We start from the raw sequence: 14,100 nt of genomic DNA, 5'->3' as shown, positions 1-14,100 counted from the left end.
CTCAGAGACTCCCAGCCCACCCACCGGACACGGCGGGCAGGCGATCGAGGAAAAGACAGGCGGCCAGCAGGTCGGCGGCGCCGCCGGGCGAAGCGTTCAGCGCCAGCAGGCGGCGGTCCAGCTCGCACAGGCGGCGACGCCCGGCGAGACTGGCGCTGCCGCCGGCGGCGAGCACCGCGCGTGCGCCATCCTGCATCGCGGCGAGGCCGACGCGGCCGGCGCGGTGCAGCACGCAGGTATCGTCGAGGACGCTCATGATCGCCAGCAGCGCATCGAGCCTGGCGTTCTGCTCGCCAGCGCCGCCTTCGCGGCTGCGCCATAGCTGCGGCAGGCCGTGGCGCACTGCGCGGGGGAAGCCGAGACGCGCCTCCTCGCGGGCGCCGCCGACGCCGTAGCGCCGACGGACGCGCTCGCCGTGGCTGTCGCCGATGGCGGCCGCCGGATCGTCGAGCAGGGCGATGCGTCCTGCGCGCGCGGCCACTTCGCCGGCCTGCGTGCGGCGCGGTTCGAGAGCGGCGGCCGCGACCAGCAGGCCGAGCGCCCAGATCGCTCCGCGATGGGTGTTCACGCCTTCGGTGGTACGCAGCATCGCCGCCTCGCCGTCGCGCCCCAGTTGGCCAAGGACGCCGCGCAGGCGCGCATCGATGCGCCCATGCCGCTGGGCGGCGTCGGCCATTTCCTTGAAACACGGCCACAGGCTCAGCGCCGAGGCCTGCATCAGGCCCAGGTGCAGGTCAGCATGCGCGCCATTGCCGCGACGGTCCACCAGGGCCGGTTTGGGCGACAGTTCGGCTTCGTCGATGAGGGCGTCCACCGCCAGGTCGGCCAGGCATTCGCCGAGGTCGGCGCGCAGCGTCGCCGCGAGGTTCGCGATGGCGTTCATCACCAGCTCCTGAAACGCGCCGGCGGCTGGTACAGGCCGCCGGACCACTCGACCAGCTCGGCGATGCTCTTCGCCGCCAGCAGCTCGCGCGAGGCGTCGGTGCGGCGGATGCCGAGGTCCTCGGGCAGCGCGATCAGCCCTTCGCGGCGCATCCGCAGGGTCTCGCGCGGATCGTGGCGCAGGCCGATCGGACTGATCCCCGCCACCGCGGCGATCATCGCCTGGCGTTCCTCCAGCGAGCGCGCCTTGTACAGGTAGGCGATGCCTTCCTCGGTGAGCACATGGGTGACGTCGTCGCCATAGATCATCACCGGCGCCAGCGGCATGCCGGTCTGGCGCGCCACCTCCAGCGCGTCGAGACGCTCGACGAAGGTCGGCTTGCCGCCGTCCTGGAAGGTCTCGACCATCTGCACCACCAGCTTCCTGCCGCGCTCCAGCAAGGCCTCGGGTTCGCCCCGCATGTCCAGCCAGGCCGCCGTCGAGTGGCGCCGGCCACGCGGGTCGTGGCCCATGTTCGGGGCGCCGCCGAAACCGGCCAGGCGTCCGCGGGTGACGGTGGAGGAATGGCCGTCGCCGTCGACCTGGAGGGTGGCGCCGATGAACAGGTCTACCGCGTACTGCCCGGCCAGTTGGCAGAACATCCGGTTGGAACGCAGCGAGCCGTCGCGACCGGTGAAGAACACGTCGGGACGCTGGGCGATGTAGCCCTCCATGCCCAGCTCGGTGCCGAAGCAGTGCACGCTCTCGACCCAGCCGCTCTCGATGGCGGGGATAAGGGTCGGGTGCGGGTTGAGGGTCCAGTGTCGGCAGATCTTGCCCTTCAGGCCGAGGGACTCGCCGTAGGTCGGCAGGATCAGTTCGATGGCCGCGGTGTTGAAACCGATGCCGTGGTTCAGCGACTGCACGTTGTGCCGCTGGTAGATGCCGCGGATCGCCATCATCGCCATCAGCACGTGGACCGGCTTGATGTGGCGCGGGTCGCGGGTGAACAGCGGCTCGATGTAGAACGGCTGGTCGGCCTCGACCACGAAGTCCACCCAGGACGCCGGGATGTCCACTCGCGGCAGGTCGCGCGGGTCGTCGACGATACGGTTGACCTGGACGATGACGATGCCGTCGCTGAACGCGGTGGGCTCCACCAGCGCCGGGGTGTCTTCGGTGCTCGGCCCGGTGTACACGTTGCCTTCGCGGTCGGCGACGAAACCGGCGACCAGTGCGACGTTGGGGATCAGGTCGACCACCAGCCGCGCGTACAGCTCGATGTAGGTGTGGATCGCGCCGATCTCCAGCAGGCCGTCTTCGAGCAACTGGCCGATGCGCAGGCTCTGCGGGCCGGAGAAGGAGAAGTCGAGCTTGCGCGCGATGCCCAGTTCGAACAGGTCGAGATGCTCCGGGCGGCCGACGCTGGGCATGATCATGTGCAGGTCGTGCAGCTTGCCGGGATCGACCCGCGCCAGCGAACGGGAGAGGAAGTCCGCCTGCTTCTGGTTGTTGCCTTCCAGCACCACCCGATCGCCCGGCGCGATCAGCGCCTCCAGCGCGGCGACCAGGCGTTCGCGCGGCAGCACCGCGCCGTCGGCCAAGCCGCGCACGCGCTCGAGGCGCCGCTGCTTTTCCTGGCGGCGCCGCGACCACTGCGGCGGGGGAGAGATCGGTGTCGTCATGTCGGCTCCAGGTTTCACGCTGTCGTGAGGAGCCACGTTAGGCAGGCCGCCAGGCCTGTTCAATCAAGCCGGGCGACGAACCGTTACGCCAAGGTTAACGATCTGGAGGATCAGGCGCGGCGACGGGCCTGGCTGTCGATCAGGTACTGCAAGCGGAACAGGTGACGGTAGCCGGCCTCCCAGGCGCCGTGGCCGGACTTCACGTTGATGTGCCCGGCCTCGGGCAGGATCACCGTCTCCGCGCCCCAGGCGCGGGCCAGGTGCATGGCGCGCTGCGGGCTGCAGGCCTGGTCGTTGTCGGAACCCACCAGCACGCTGGGGAACGGCAACGGCTCGCGGCTGATCGGCCCGAAGTTGCGCAGCGCCTCGGCGCAGCTCTCGCGCTCGACGTCGGCCGGCGCCACCAGCAGGGCGCCGCGTACCTGGTCGCGCACCCGGCGCTCGGCCTGGGCCGCCCACAGCGCCACTGTCACACAACCCAGGCTGTGCGCGATCAGCACCACCGGCCCGGGCTGGCGGCGGATCTCGGCGTCCAGCTCGGCGATCCAGTCGGCGCGCAGCGGGGTGATCCAGTCCTGTTGCTCGACCCGTGAGGCATTGGGCAGCGCGCGCTGCCAGTGACTTTGCCAATGGGCGTCTTCCGAGCCGTACCAACCGGGCACCAACACATAACGGACGCGTTCGCTGTGCATGGAGATCCCTCCAGAAAAATTCATCACCAGGGAAGTGTAAGGGCGCAGTCTTTTTTCTCTAAGGAATAAAAAGCAATTTTAATATTCTATGAATTCATATGAGCCAATCGAGTTGATCCAGCGCAAGCCGAAGCCACTTTTCCGCGGCAACGCCTGGGCGACGCATGCCATCGGCGGTATACCTGAGCGCAGGCATCAGGTATCGGGACAGGATCATGGCCAAGAAATTTCCCCTCCATCCCAGCCACCCGGAGCGCATCTGCTGGGGTTGCGACCGCTATTGCTCGGCGGAATCTATGGGCTGCGGCAACGGCGCCAGCCGCACCCAGCATCCCAGCGAACTGTTCGGCGAGGACTGGGCCGGTGAATGGGAAGTCGAAGGAACGGAGGACGCCAAGGAGCAGGAGGCGCCGGCACGCCAGGCCTGAGCGCCCAGGCGTGGGGCGTGCAAGCGACGGGCACGATGCGCGATGCATTCGGAAGCCCGGCCTCGGCGGACACACCCGAGGAGCGTCCATCCGGAATAAAAAAGACCGCTCTCCCCTGCCCGGATCGGAGCGGTCGAAACCGTTGCCCGCCCGGCCTGCGCCGGACGGCGTGGATTCGCTTCAGCGTGCGGTGATCACTGCCAGCCTGGTGATCCCGGCGCGCTCGATGGAAGCCATGGCCTTCGCCACCTGGCCGTAGTTCACCCCTTCGTCGGCCTGCAACTGCACGCGGACCTCGGCGTCCTTCGCCTTGGCCGCGGCCAGGTTGCTCTCCAGCAGCTCCGGCTGGATCTCGTCCTTGTTGACGAACAGCTTGCCGGCGCCATCGATGCTCACCACCAGGGGATCCTTCTGCTCCGGCGGGGCCACCGATTCGGTCTTCGGCAGGTTGATCGGGATCGAGTTGGTCAGCAGCGGCGCGGTGACGATGAACACCACCAGCAGCACCAGCATCACGTCGACCAGCGGGGTGACGTTGATTTCGGAAAGGACTTCGTCGCTGTCCTGGGTCGAGAAGGCCATGTCAGGACGCCTCCTTCACGTTGCGCGAGGGGTTGCCGGCCTGGCGCGCGGCGGAGGGATGGACGATGACGCGGAACGCGCTCTTCTGCGCCAGGCTGTAGAAGTCGTGGGCGAAGTCGTCGAGGTCGGCGGCGGTCAGCTTCAGGCGCCGCAGGAAGTAGTTGTAGACCAGCACCGCCGGCACCGCGACGGCGATTCCCACGCCGGTGGCGATCAGCGCGCTGCCGATCGGCCCGGCCACGGTCTCCAGGCTCGCCGAGCCGGCCGCGCTGATCCCCTTGAGCGCCTCCATGATGCCCCAGACGGTGCCGAACAGACCGATGAAGGGCGAGGTCGAGCCGATCGAGGCGAGCACCGCCAGGCCCGACTCCAGGGAACGCCGCTCGCGCTGGATCTGCTGGCGCAGGGCGCGTTCGAGACGGTCCTGGTGGTTGGTCGACTGGGCCAGGTCGGGCTGGCCGTTGTCCTGCACCTGGATCGCGGCGAAGCCGGCCTGGGCCACGCGGGCGCCGGCGCCCTGCTTGTCCTGCGCCTGCTCGCCGGCGGAGTCGAGGCTGGTGGCGCTCCAGAACTGCTTCTGGAACTGGCGGTCCTGGCGCTTCTGCCGGGCGAACTGCACGCCCTTGACCAGGGCCAGGCCCCAGGTGACCACGGAAAAGCCGACCAGCAGCCAGATGACGGCGCCTTCGACGGATTCGAGCGGGGTGGTTAACAGACTCATGACGGATGCTCCTCGTGACGCTGCAGATTCAGTTCAACTTGAAATCGATCGGTACGCTGACCCAGCCGTCCTCGGCCTTGTCGCCGCGCTTGGCGGGAACGAAGGACCAGCGCTTGACCGCTTTCACCGCGGCCTGGTCGAGGGCTTCGCGTCCGCTCGACTTCTGCACCTGGATCTCGCTCGGGCTGCCGCTGGCGAGGACATGCACCCGCAACAGCACGGTGCCCTCCCAGCCGCGGCGCATGGCCAGGGCGGGGTATTCCGGCGCCGGGTTGTGCAGGTAGCCGGCGTTCGCCGACGGCGGCGTCAGCGGCGCCGGGGCGGCGGCTGGCGCCGGCGGGGCGGGTGGCGCGGCGGGTTGCGGCGGCGCGGGCGGAGCCGGCTCGACGGCCTTCGGCGCCGGCTTGGGCCGGGGTTGCGGCTTGGGCTTGGGTTTCGGCTTTGGCACCGGCTTCGGCGGCGGCGGCTTCACCGCGTTCTCGTCGACCACCGGCGGTGGCGGTTCCTCGACCACCGGCGGCAACGGCTCGGGCGGCGGCGGTTCCACCACCGGCGGCGCCGGGGCGGTGAACTCGATGGTCATCGGCGGCACCTGTGGCGGCACCTCGGGCAGCGCCGGGGTTCTCTGCTGGCTCAGCCAATGGATCACCGCTCCGTGCAGGGTCAGGGCGAACAGGACCAGCAGGATCGTCTCGCGCCGGCTGAGCACCCGACCCTGTGCCGGGTTGTGGCGAACCAGGTGCAACGCCTGGCGAACCGGCCGACCGAGCGCCACCAGGTCGCCGCCGGGCGTCTCGCGCCAGGGCTGCGTGCGGGCATCGACGGGCTGGGGTGTTGCCATGAAAAGCTCCTTGCACTGACGAACTCGATGGCCGCTCAGGTCCGTGCTGGAGTCCTAGCGGCGCAGGGAGTTGCATGATTGGCAAGGAGGCTTAGCGCCTGAAGTAATTATTTTTGTTATGGAAATAACTTCTGGAGCTATGGGTTTCGCCCCTGTCGCCACAGGCCGCGTGGTTGGCGGGCTACAGCGATCCGACGAAAAACCCATGCCTTGCGGGCATGAAAAATATTCCTGAAAGGCTGGTGTTTTCGCCGTTGGAAGCGGCGGAGAACGCTGCGCGGACAACCCGCGAAAACGAAAAACCCCGGCCTGGGCCGGGGTTCTGGTGGACTCAGCGGGGAATCACTCCACCGCCTTGACCATGTCTTCGATGACTTTCTTGGCGTCGCCGAACACCATCATGGTCTTGTCCAGGTAGAACAGCTCGTTGTCCAGGCCGGCGTAGCCGCTGGCCATGGAGCGCTTGTTGACGATCACGGTCTTGGCCTTGTAGGCCTCGAGGATCGGCATGCCGGCGATGGGCGACTTCGGATCGTTCTTCGCCGCCGGGTTGACCACGTCGTTGGCACCGAGCACCAGGACCACGTCGGTCTGGCCGAACTCGGAGTTGATGTCCTCCATCTCAAACACCTGCTCGTAGGGCACCTCGGCCTCGGCCAGCAGCACGTTCATGTGCCCCGGCATGCGCCCGGCGACCGGGTGGATGGCGAACTTCACGGTGACCCCGCGATGGGTCAGCTTCTCCGCCAGTTCCATCAGCGCGTGCTGGGCGCGGGCCACCGCCAGGCCGTAGCCGGGGACGATGATCACGCTGTCGGCGTTGGTCAGCAGGAACGAGGCATCGTCGGCCGAACCGGACTTCACCGGACGCTGCTCCTTGGAGCCCGCCGGGCCGCCGGCGTCGGCTTCGGCGCCGAAGCCGCCGAGGATGACGTTGAAGAACGAGCGGTTCATCGCCTTGCACATGATGTAGGAGAGGATCGCGCCCGAAGAGCCGACCAGCGAGCCGGCGATGATCAGCATCGAGTTGTTCAGCGAGAAGCCGATCCCCGCCGCGGCCCAGCCGGAATAGGAGTTGAGCATCGACACCACCACCGGCATGTCGGCGCCGCCGATGGGGATGATGATCAGCACGCCGAGGACGAAGGCCAGCGCCAGCATCACGGCGAAGGCGGTGAGGTTGCCGGTGAACATGAACACCAGGCCCAGGCCGAGGGTCGCCAGGCCGAGCACCAGGTTCAGCAGGTGCTGCCCGGAGAACTGCACCGGGGTGCCCTGGAACAGGCGGAACTTGTACTTGCCGGAGAGCTTGCCGAAGGCGATCACCGAACCGGAGAAGGTGATGGCGCCGATGGCCGCGCCGAGGAACAGCTCCAGGCGGTTGCCGGTGGGAATGGTGTCGCCCAGGTGCGCGACGATCCCCAGCGACTGCGGCTCGACCACCGCGGCGATGGCGATGAACACCGCGGCCAGGCCGATCATGCTGTGCATGAAGGCGACCAGCTCGGGCATCTTGGTCATCTCGACGCGCTTGGCCATGATCGAGCCGGCGGTGCCGCCGACCAGCAGGCCGACGACGATGTAGCCGACGCCGGTGGTGGCGATCTCCGCGCCCAGCTTGAACACCAGGCCGACGGTGGTGGCCACGGCGATGGCCATGCCGACCATGCCGAAGAGGTTGCCGCGGCGCGAGGTGGTCGGGTGCGACAGGCCTTTCAGGGCCTGGATGAAGCAGACCGAGGCGATGAGGTACAGGAGGGTGACCAGGTTCATGCTCATCAGTGGCCCCCCGCCTTCGGCGCTTTCTTCTTGAACATTTCCAGCATGCGCCGGGTGACCAGGAAGCCACCGAACACATTGACCGCGGCCAGGGCCACGGCGAGGGTGCCCATGGCCTTGCCCAGCGGGGTCACGGTCAGGGCGGCGGCGAGCATGGCGCCGACGATGACGATCGCGGAAATCGCGTTGGTCACCGCCATCAGCGGGGTGTGCAAGGCAGGGGTGACGTTCCATACCACGTGGTAGCCGACGTACACGGCCAGCACGAAGATGATCAGGTTGTAGATCCCGTCAGAAATGATATCCATCGTTTTCACCGGTCTTCAGGGCGCAGGCGCGAGGCGTGCGCATTTATCGTTATCGAAGCTTCCCGACGCAGCGGCTCAGCCGTTCTTGCGCACCGCCTGCCCGTCGCGGCACATCAGGCAGGCGGCGACGATGTCGTCCTCGAGGTTCACGCTGAAGCCTTCGGCGTTCAGGGTGAGCTTGAGGAAGTCGAGGATGTTGCGCGCGTATAGCGCCGAGGCGTCCGCCGGTACCAGCGCGGCCAGGTTGCTGTGGCCGACGATGGTCACGCCGTGCCGGACCACGACCTGGTCGGCCTCGGTCAGCGGGCAGTTGCCGCCCTGGGCGGCGGCCAGGTCGATGACCACCGAGCCCGGCTTCATCTCCGCCACGGTCGCCTCGTGCAGCAGCGTCGGCGCCTTGCGGCCGGGGATCAGCGCGGTAGTGATGACGATGTCCGACTGCTTGGCGCGCTCGTGCACGGCCTTGGCCTGGCGCTCCATCCACGAGGCCGGCATCGGCCGCGCATAGCCGCCGACGCCTTCGGCGCACTCGCGCTCTTCGTCGGTCTCGTAGGGCACGTCGACGAACTTGGCGCCGAGCGACTCGATCTGCTCCTTCACCGCCGGACGCACGTCGGAAGCCTCGATCACCGCACCCAGGCGCTTGGCCGTGGCGATCGCCTGCAGGCCGGCGACGCCGGCGCCGAGGATCAGCACGCGGGCGGCCTTCACGGTGCCGGCGGCGGTCATCAGCATCGGCATGAAGCGCGGATAGTGGTTGGCGGCGAGCATCACCGCCTTGTAGCCGGCGATGTTGGCCTGCGAGGAGAGCACGTCCAGGCTCTGCGCCCGCGAGGTACGCGGCGCGGCCTCGAGGGCGAAGGCGGTGATGCCGCGCTCGGCCATGCGGGCGATGTTCTCGTTGTCGAAGGGGTTGAGCATGCCGACCAGCACGGCGCCGCTTTTCATCTGGGCCAGCTCGGCGGCGCTGGGCGCGACCACCTTCAGCACCAGGTCGGCGCCGAAGGCCTCGGCGGCGCTGCCGATCGTCGCGCCGGCGGCTTCATAGGCACTGTCCGGCTGGCTGGCGTTGACGCCGGCGCCGCTCTGGACGATCACCTGGTGGCCTTGGCCGATCAGCTTCTTGACGGTTTCCGGGGTGGCGGAAACCCGCGTCTCACCGGCATGGGTCTCGAGGGGGACACCGATCTGCACTCACGAATCTCCTGCGTGATTGTCGAGTAGTCCGGGGCACTGCGGATGGCGCACCGGCTGCGGAGGTCTAGCTCACATACCGCGATTCGCGAACGAACCTTGGCGCGGCATTGTGCAATCGAGCCGAAAAGCCTTCAACAAGTTCTGAAGGCATACGACAGAGAAACTACAAGTCATAAACCGACCAACAATTCCCGCCCATCGCCGCCGGGCGCGTCCTGACTGGCGTGCAGCCTATCCGGGGAAGCCCGCGCGAGAATATGACATCCCTGCCGTGAATGACCGGCTATCAGGTCAAGCCGCTACGGCTTCGACGGGAAAATATCCTGCCAGCGCCGCGGAATGCCGGGGTAATTAATGTTTTTAATACGCTGTATCAGCAATCCCTGATGCCTGGCCAAAGTAGCAAAGCTAAACTTTGACTACAAAGTCAGGATCGCCTTTCCATGGGCGCTGCAGGCCAGCTCGTTAGACCAAAGGCGAATTGCCCTATGGGCAGGATAGACGCGGAGAAATGGCAGAACTGCGACAGCATGTCGCAGTTCTGCTAGCTATTCGCCGGAACGGAAGGGGCTCGCCAGAGCGGTGCGCAGCGACCGGCGTCGGTCGGCAACGGAGGAGCCGGCGCACGCTGGGGGATGCCGGTTCAGAACGGACGGCTGCCCGCCAGGCTGATGCGCTTCAGGCGCCGCCGCTCGCTGGCCGGGAAGGCGTTGCGCGCATGCAGCACGGCCTGGTTGTCCCACCAGACGATGTCGCCCACCGACCAGGCGTGGCTGTAGCTCAGTTCCGGGCGCGCCAGATGTTCGCGCAGGCGACCGATCAGCGCCTGGCCCCGCGCGGGGTCGTAGCCGGGAATCTCCACCTCGGTGTGGGCGCTGAGGAACAGTACGCGCCGGCCGCTTTCCGGGTGGGTGCGTACCAGTGGGTGCTCGCTGCCCTGGATCGGTTCGATGTCCGGCGTGCGGTAGGTGGCGAAACCGCCGCCGTAGCCGCCCTCGCGCAGGCGGATGAAGGGGTTGTAGTTGATCAGGCGCAGGCCATCGATCTCGCGCCGGGTCGCCTCGTCGAGGCTCTCGTAGGCGCGCGCCAGGTTGGTGAAGCGCGTCTCGCCGCCACTGGACGGCACCTCCAGCGCGTAGAGCAACGAGCCGGAGGACGGCACCGGCGTCCATTGGTGGTCGATGTGTGCCGGCAGGGCGAAGTTGCCCAGTTCGCCGTCGCCGGTGTTGGCCACCTTGACGATGTCCGGCACCTTGCCGTCGCCACCCGAGGACAGCACCGGGATGTCCGCCGGCGGCTGGAACACCGAGCCGAACAGGGTGGCGAAGCGCAAGTACTGCTCATCGTCGAGGTGCTGCTGGCGGAACACCAGGACGTGGTGCTCGCGCAGCGCCTGCTTGAGCGCCAGGACCTGCTCCGGCGCCAGCGGGCGACGCGCGTCGAGGCCACGGACTTCGGCGCCCAGCGGCGCCTCCAGGGGGGTGATGCGGAATGCCTCGGCGACCTCGGGTTCGGGTTGCCGGGCGGTGGCGGATTGGCTCATGTAAGGGGTCCTCGCGGGTTCGTTCTGCCTGTGGTCGCCCTCCCCGGCGAGGAGAGGGCCGGGTCCGTCATGCCTTCCGGATCGTCCGGCTGCGTTGTCCGTCGATGCCTACCGGCACGTCGCCGCCAAGGGTCACCCGGCGCACCACGCGCGGCTGGTCGCCGTAGTCGTCGATCGCGTAGTGCTGGGTCGCGCGGTTGTCCCAGATCGCCACGTCGCCGGCCTGCCAGCGCCAGCGCACGGTGTTCTCCAGGCGCGTGACGTGTCCCTGCAGCACCGCGAAGAGGTGCGCCGAGTCATGCTGCGAAAGACCCTTCAGGCGTTTCACGAAGTGGCCAAGGAGCAGCGTCCGCTCGCCGCTTTGCGGATGCACGCGGACCACCGGGTGCTCGGTCTCGTAGACGGTCGAGGTGAACACCTTGCGGTAGTTCTCCAACTGCTCCAGCGAGGCGCTGGGCTTGACCCCGGCGTAGTCGTACTCGTTGCTGTGCACCGCCCAGAGCCGGTCGGCCAGCTCGCGCAGCTCCGCCGGCAGGTCGGCGTAGGCGCTCGCCGTGTTGGCCCAGACGGTGTCGCCGCCGGACTCCGGGGCCACCACGCTGCGCAGGATCGAGGCCTTCGGGTAGGCCTCGACGAAGGTCACGTCGGTATGCCAGGAGTTGGCCCGGCGGCCTTCGGCGCCATCCAGCTCGAGGAGGAAGCGGGTGCCTTCGCGGGACGGCACTGTGGGGTGGGCGACCGGTTCGCCGAGCAAGTGGGCGAAGGCCTCCTGGGTCTGGTCGTCGAGATGGCTCTGGTCCCGGAAGAAGATCACCTTGTGGCGTACCAGGGCGGCCTGGATCGCCTCGACGGTGGCGGCGTCCAGTTCGCCGGACAGGGTCACGCCGCGAATCTCCGCGCCGATCCGTCCGGCGACCGGCCGGACGTCGAGCCGTACCGGCGTGGCGAGGGCTTGTGCTGCATTGCTCATGTCATGTTCCTCATGCGTGGGGTACTGCGTGGGTGAAGGCTCAGAAGTCGTAGCGCAGCGATACGCCGAGCGTGCGCGGCTGTCCCACCGATGCGGTGTAGGAGCCGTTGATGCTGGCGAAGGCGCTCAGGTAGTAGTCCTTGTCGAAGGCGTTCTTCAGCCATACCGAGGTGTCCAGTTGGCCGTCGCCGAGATCGCTGCGCAGGCCGGCGGCGAGGTTCACCAGGGCGTAGCCGTCGATCTTCGAAAGGTCGGAGTTGTCCAGCGTGCCCTCGGCCGCGGAGCGGTAGGCGTAGCTGGCGCTGACGTAGGGTTGGAAGCGGTCGTCGAGGCGCCACTGGTATTCGCCATTGAGGTTGGCGATCCATTTCGAGGCGCCGACCACGCGCTGCCCGCTGAGGTCGCAACTGCTCGGCGCGCCGGGCCGGGTGCTGACTTCCGCAGGGCACGGGGCATCCTTGAACGACAGGTAGGTGACGTCGTTGTAAGAGCCGTTGAAGTTCAGGGTCAGGCCGCGCAACGGCAGCGCGGTGGCCTCGAATTCCAGGCCGCGCGAGCGCACGCTGCCGGCGTTGGCCAGCACCTGCACCAACTGCGTCGAGCCCGGCGCCTGGTACAGGGTGGTGGCCTGGTAGCCGTGGATGCCGGTCCAGAACAGGTTGGCGTTGAGCAGCAGGCGCCGGTCGAAGAGCGTGCTCTTCAGGCCCAGCTCGGCGTCGTTGGCGCGCTCCGGTCCGACCAGCAGCGAATCGGCGCCGGCGCTCGGCGCGCTGCCCACCGCCAGGTTGACCCCGCCGGACTTCTCGCCGTGGGACAGGCTGGCGTAGCCGAGCAGGTCGTCGCTGAACTGGTAGCTGAGGCTGAGCAACGCCGAAGGGGCGAAGTTGTACTGGCTGAGATCGCCGGAATCGTAGGCGCCGAGCTGGCCGTTGCGCACCGCCGCGCCGACCCCGCCGACCGCCGCGCCGCCCAGCGGAGCGAAGCGCTCGACCTTGGCGTTCTTCTCCTCGTAGGTACCGCGCAGGCCGGCGGTGAAGTCCAGGCGTTCGCTGAGGTGCCAGGTGCCCTGGGCGAACAGCGCGAAGCTGTCGGTCTCGATCTTGCCGTTGGCCTTCGAGTAGGTGTCGTTCAGCGCGCCGAGATTGGCGCCGAGCAGGTACAGGTCGGCCAACGGTCCGTAGGAGGTGAAGGTCTTGTTGCCGAGGTTCTGCCTGAACGCGTAGGCGCCCACCACGTAGTCGAAGGCACCGCCGGTGGGCGAGGCCAGGCGGATCTCCTGGGAGAACTGCCGGTCGTGCACTTCCACCCCGGTGTCGTTGATCGCCGAGACGTTCAGTTGCTCGTCGTTGGCCGGGGAGAAGTGCCAGTAGCGGTAGGCGCTGATGGAGGTCAGGCGGTAGCCGCCGGCGAGGTTCCAGTTGGCCTCCAGAGAGCTGCCGCCCTGGTGCACGCTGACGTGCTGGCGGCCGTTGATGTTGACCTTCTTGCGCTGCGGATCGCGCAACGGCGAAGCGCCGACCAGCGCGGCGCGCTGCCAGAAACGCTCGGCGGCGCCGTAGACCACCATGCTGCCGTTGCTCGAATCCTCCTCGTTGTAGTCGGCGATCCAGCGCAGGCTGAAGTCCTCGTTCGGCTCGAACAGCAATTGCCCACGCGCGCCCTGGCGCTCGCCGCCGTTGAGATAGTTGTCGTCGTGGATGTTCTTGATGTAGCCGTCGTCGCGGGTGCGATAGGCCGAGAGGCGTCCGGCGAGGGTTTCGCCGAGCGGCCCGGAAACCGTGCCGCGGCCCTGGAAGTAGCCGTCCTGCCCGCCGGAGACCTCGACGGTGCGTTCGGTAGTGAAGGTCGGCGCGCGGGTGCTGATGTTCAGCACCCCGGCGGTGGTGTTCTTGCCGAACAGAGTGCCCTGCGGACCGCGCAGCAGCTCCAGTTGCTCGATGTCCAGCAGGTCGAACACGGCCATTCCCGGCCGCCCCAGGTAGACGTTGTCGAGGTAGATCCCGGCGCTGCCTTCCAGGCCGTCGCTGGCGGGGTTGTTGCCGATGCCGCGCACGGCGACGCTCGACTGCCGCGCATGGATGTAGGCGACATTGACGCTGGGCAGCACCTGCTGCAGGTCCTGCACCCGGGAGATGCGCTGGGCCTCGAGAGTCTCGCCGCCGAGCACGGTGATCGGCGTCGGTACCTTCTGCGAATCCTCCTCGCGGCGACGCGCGGTGACGGTAACCTTGCCCAGGGCCGTATCGGCCTTGGCCGGTGCGCTGCCGGCCAGCGGCGGCGCCTCCTCGGCGGGCGCGGGAGCATCGGCGGCACTGGCCGGCAACGCACCGCCGAGGGCGAGCAGCAGGGCCAGGGCGTAGTCGGAGCCGCCGGGCGGCGTTCGGCGGAGCGGCAAGCGGTAGTGATACTTCATCGTGAATGTCCTCGGTTCCGGCACAGCCGGACGCAGGCAGCAGGCGGCCATGCCGCGCAAGGCAGCGATCTGGCGAAAG

At 68.0% G+C, this 14,100-nt stretch carries 13 protein-coding genes; 1 reads left to right on the top strand and 12 read right to left on the bottom strand.

Annotated features, from left to right (window positions below):
- Position 1: 1 nt before the first annotated feature.
- The 3 genes from LT948_RS22260 to LT948_RS22250 all read right to left on the bottom strand — a co-directional run bounded on the left by LT948_RS22260 (position 2) and on the right by LT948_RS22250 (position 3,239).
- On the bottom strand, positions 2-883 hold the full coding sequence (locus LT948_RS22260) for a triphosphoribosyl-dephospho-CoA synthase (RefSeq protein ID WP_003137092.1): 882 nt from the start codon (positions 881-883) through the stop codon (positions 2-4).
- On the bottom strand, positions 883-2,547 hold the full coding sequence (gene mdcA, locus LT948_RS22255; RefSeq protein ID WP_023098324.1) for a malonate decarboxylase subunit alpha: 1,665 nt from the start codon (positions 2,545-2,547) through the stop codon (positions 883-885). The genes LT948_RS22260 and mdcA overlap by 1 nt, the downstream gene beginning before the upstream one ends.
- Before the next feature lie 110 nt (positions 2,548-2,657).
- Complete coding sequence (locus LT948_RS22250) at positions 2,658-3,239, bottom strand: alpha/beta hydrolase (RefSeq protein ID WP_218816341.1); 582 nt, start codon at positions 3,237-3,239, stop codon at positions 2,658-2,660.
- Positions 3,240-3,454: 215 nt separating this feature from the next.
- Between LT948_RS22250 and LT948_RS22245 the strand changes: the two genes are divergently transcribed.
- Positions 3,455-3,667 (top strand): DUF3079 domain-containing protein, encoded by a 213-nt coding sequence (locus tag LT948_RS22245; RefSeq protein ID WP_003111981.1) that lies wholly within the window; start codon positions 3,455-3,457, stop codon positions 3,665-3,667.
- Positions 3,668-3,847: 180 nt separating this feature from the next.
- Here LT948_RS22245 and LT948_RS22240 read toward each other — a convergent pair whose 3' ends face one another.
- From LT948_RS22240 to LT948_RS22200, 9 genes are all read right to left on the bottom strand, one after another.
- Positions 3,848-4,249, bottom strand: coding sequence for an ExbD/TolR family protein (locus LT948_RS22240; protein ID WP_003106175.1), 402 nt, complete (start codon positions 4,247-4,249; stop codon positions 3,848-3,850).
- Between the two features lies 1 nt (position 4,250).
- Complete coding sequence (locus LT948_RS22235; protein WP_073657418.1) at positions 4,251-4,970, bottom strand: MotA/TolQ/ExbB proton channel family protein; 720 nt, start codon at positions 4,968-4,970, stop codon at positions 4,251-4,253.
- Between the two features lie 28 nt (positions 4,971-4,998).
- Positions 4,999-5,811: an energy transducer TonB gene (locus LT948_RS22230; RefSeq protein WP_003117234.1), complete on the bottom strand. Its 813-nt coding sequence runs from the start codon at positions 5,809-5,811 to the stop codon at positions 4,999-5,001.
- A 342-nt stretch (positions 5,812-6,153) separates the two neighbouring features.
- A complete protein-coding gene (locus tag LT948_RS22225; protein ID WP_003083975.1) occupies positions 6,154-7,590 on the bottom strand; it encodes an NAD(P)(+) transhydrogenase (Re/Si-specific) subunit beta in 1,437 nt (478 codons plus the stop codon).
- Positions 7,590-7,898: an NAD(P) transhydrogenase subunit alpha gene (locus tag LT948_RS22220; RefSeq protein WP_003083974.1), complete on the bottom strand. Its 309-nt coding sequence runs from the start codon at positions 7,896-7,898 to the stop codon at positions 7,590-7,592. The genes LT948_RS22225 and LT948_RS22220 overlap by 1 nt, the downstream gene beginning before the upstream one ends.
- 75 nt (positions 7,899-7,973) lie before the next feature.
- Complete coding sequence (locus tag LT948_RS22215) at positions 7,974-9,092, bottom strand: Re/Si-specific NAD(P)(+) transhydrogenase subunit alpha (protein WP_003083972.1); 1,119 nt, start codon at positions 9,090-9,092, stop codon at positions 7,974-7,976.
- 646 nt (positions 9,093-9,738) lie between these two features.
- A complete protein-coding gene (locus LT948_RS22210; RefSeq protein ID WP_023092272.1) occupies positions 9,739-10,638 on the bottom strand; it encodes a TauD/TfdA dioxygenase family protein in 900 nt (299 codons plus the stop codon).
- A 67-nt stretch (positions 10,639-10,705) separates the two neighbouring features.
- On the bottom strand, positions 10,706-11,608 hold the full coding sequence (locus LT948_RS22205) for a TauD/TfdA dioxygenase family protein (protein WP_003110976.1): 903 nt from the start codon (positions 11,606-11,608) through the stop codon (positions 10,706-10,708).
- 40 nt (positions 11,609-11,648) lie between these two features.
- Entirely contained in the window at positions 11,649-14,021 is a 2,373-nt protein-coding gene (locus tag LT948_RS22200) for a TonB-dependent receptor (RefSeq protein WP_023092271.1), read from the bottom strand.
- Between the last annotated feature and the right edge of the window lie 79 nt (positions 14,022-14,100).

It is taken from the genome of Pseudomonas sp. CP-1 (assembly GCF_021213715.1).
Lineage (GTDB): Bacteria > Pseudomonadota > Gammaproteobacteria > Pseudomonadales > Pseudomonadaceae > Pseudomonas > Pseudomonas aeruginosa.
The sequence above is the reverse complement of the archived record's forward strand: the minus strand, read 5'-3'. Positions and strand labels throughout refer to the sequence as shown.

Excerpts from the sequence above, each read along its gene's own strand:
- LT948_RS22260 (WP_003137092.1), bottom strand. The coding sequence starts at position 883 with ATGAACGCCATCGCGAACCTCGCGGCGACGCTGCGCGCCGACCTCGGC.
- LT948_RS22220 (WP_003083974.1), bottom strand. The coding sequence starts at position 7,898 with ATGGATATCATTTCTGACGGGATCTACAACCTGATCATCTTCGTGCTG.
- LT948_RS22200 (WP_023092271.1), bottom strand. The coding sequence starts at position 14,021 with ATGAAGTATCACTACCGCTTGCCGCTCCGCCGAACGCCGCCCGGCGGC.
- LT948_RS22225 (WP_003083975.1), bottom strand. The coding sequence starts at position 7,590 with ATGAGCATGAACCTGGTCACCCTCCTGTACCTCATCGCCTCGGTCTGC.
- LT948_RS22245 (WP_003111981.1), top strand. The coding sequence starts at position 3,455 with ATGGCCAAGAAATTTCCCCTCCATCCCAGCCACCCGGAGCGCATCTGC.
- LT948_RS22240 (WP_003106175.1), bottom strand. The coding sequence starts at position 4,249 with ATGGCCTTCTCGACCCAGGACAGCGACGAAGTCCTTTCCGAAATCAAC.
- mdcA (WP_023098324.1), bottom strand. The coding sequence starts at position 2,547 with ATGACGACACCGATCTCTCCCCCGCCGCAGTGGTCGCGGCGCCGCCAG.
- LT948_RS22210 (WP_023092272.1), bottom strand. The coding sequence starts at position 10,638 with ATGAGCCAATCCGCCACCGCCCGGCAACCCGAACCCGAGGTCGCCGAG.
- LT948_RS22235 (WP_073657418.1), bottom strand. The coding sequence starts at position 4,970 with ATGAGTCTGTTAACCACCCCGCTCGAATCCGTCGAAGGCGCCGTCATC.
- LT948_RS22230 (WP_003117234.1), bottom strand. The coding sequence starts at position 5,811 with ATGGCAACACCCCAGCCCGTCGATGCCCGCACGCAGCCCTGGCGCGAG.
- LT948_RS22205 (WP_003110976.1), bottom strand. The coding sequence starts at position 11,608 with ATGAGCAATGCAGCACAAGCCCTCGCCACGCCGGTACGGCTCGACGTC.
- LT948_RS22250 (WP_218816341.1), bottom strand. The coding sequence starts at position 3,239 with ATGCACAGCGAACGCGTCCGTTATGTGTTGGTGCCCGGTTGGTACGGC.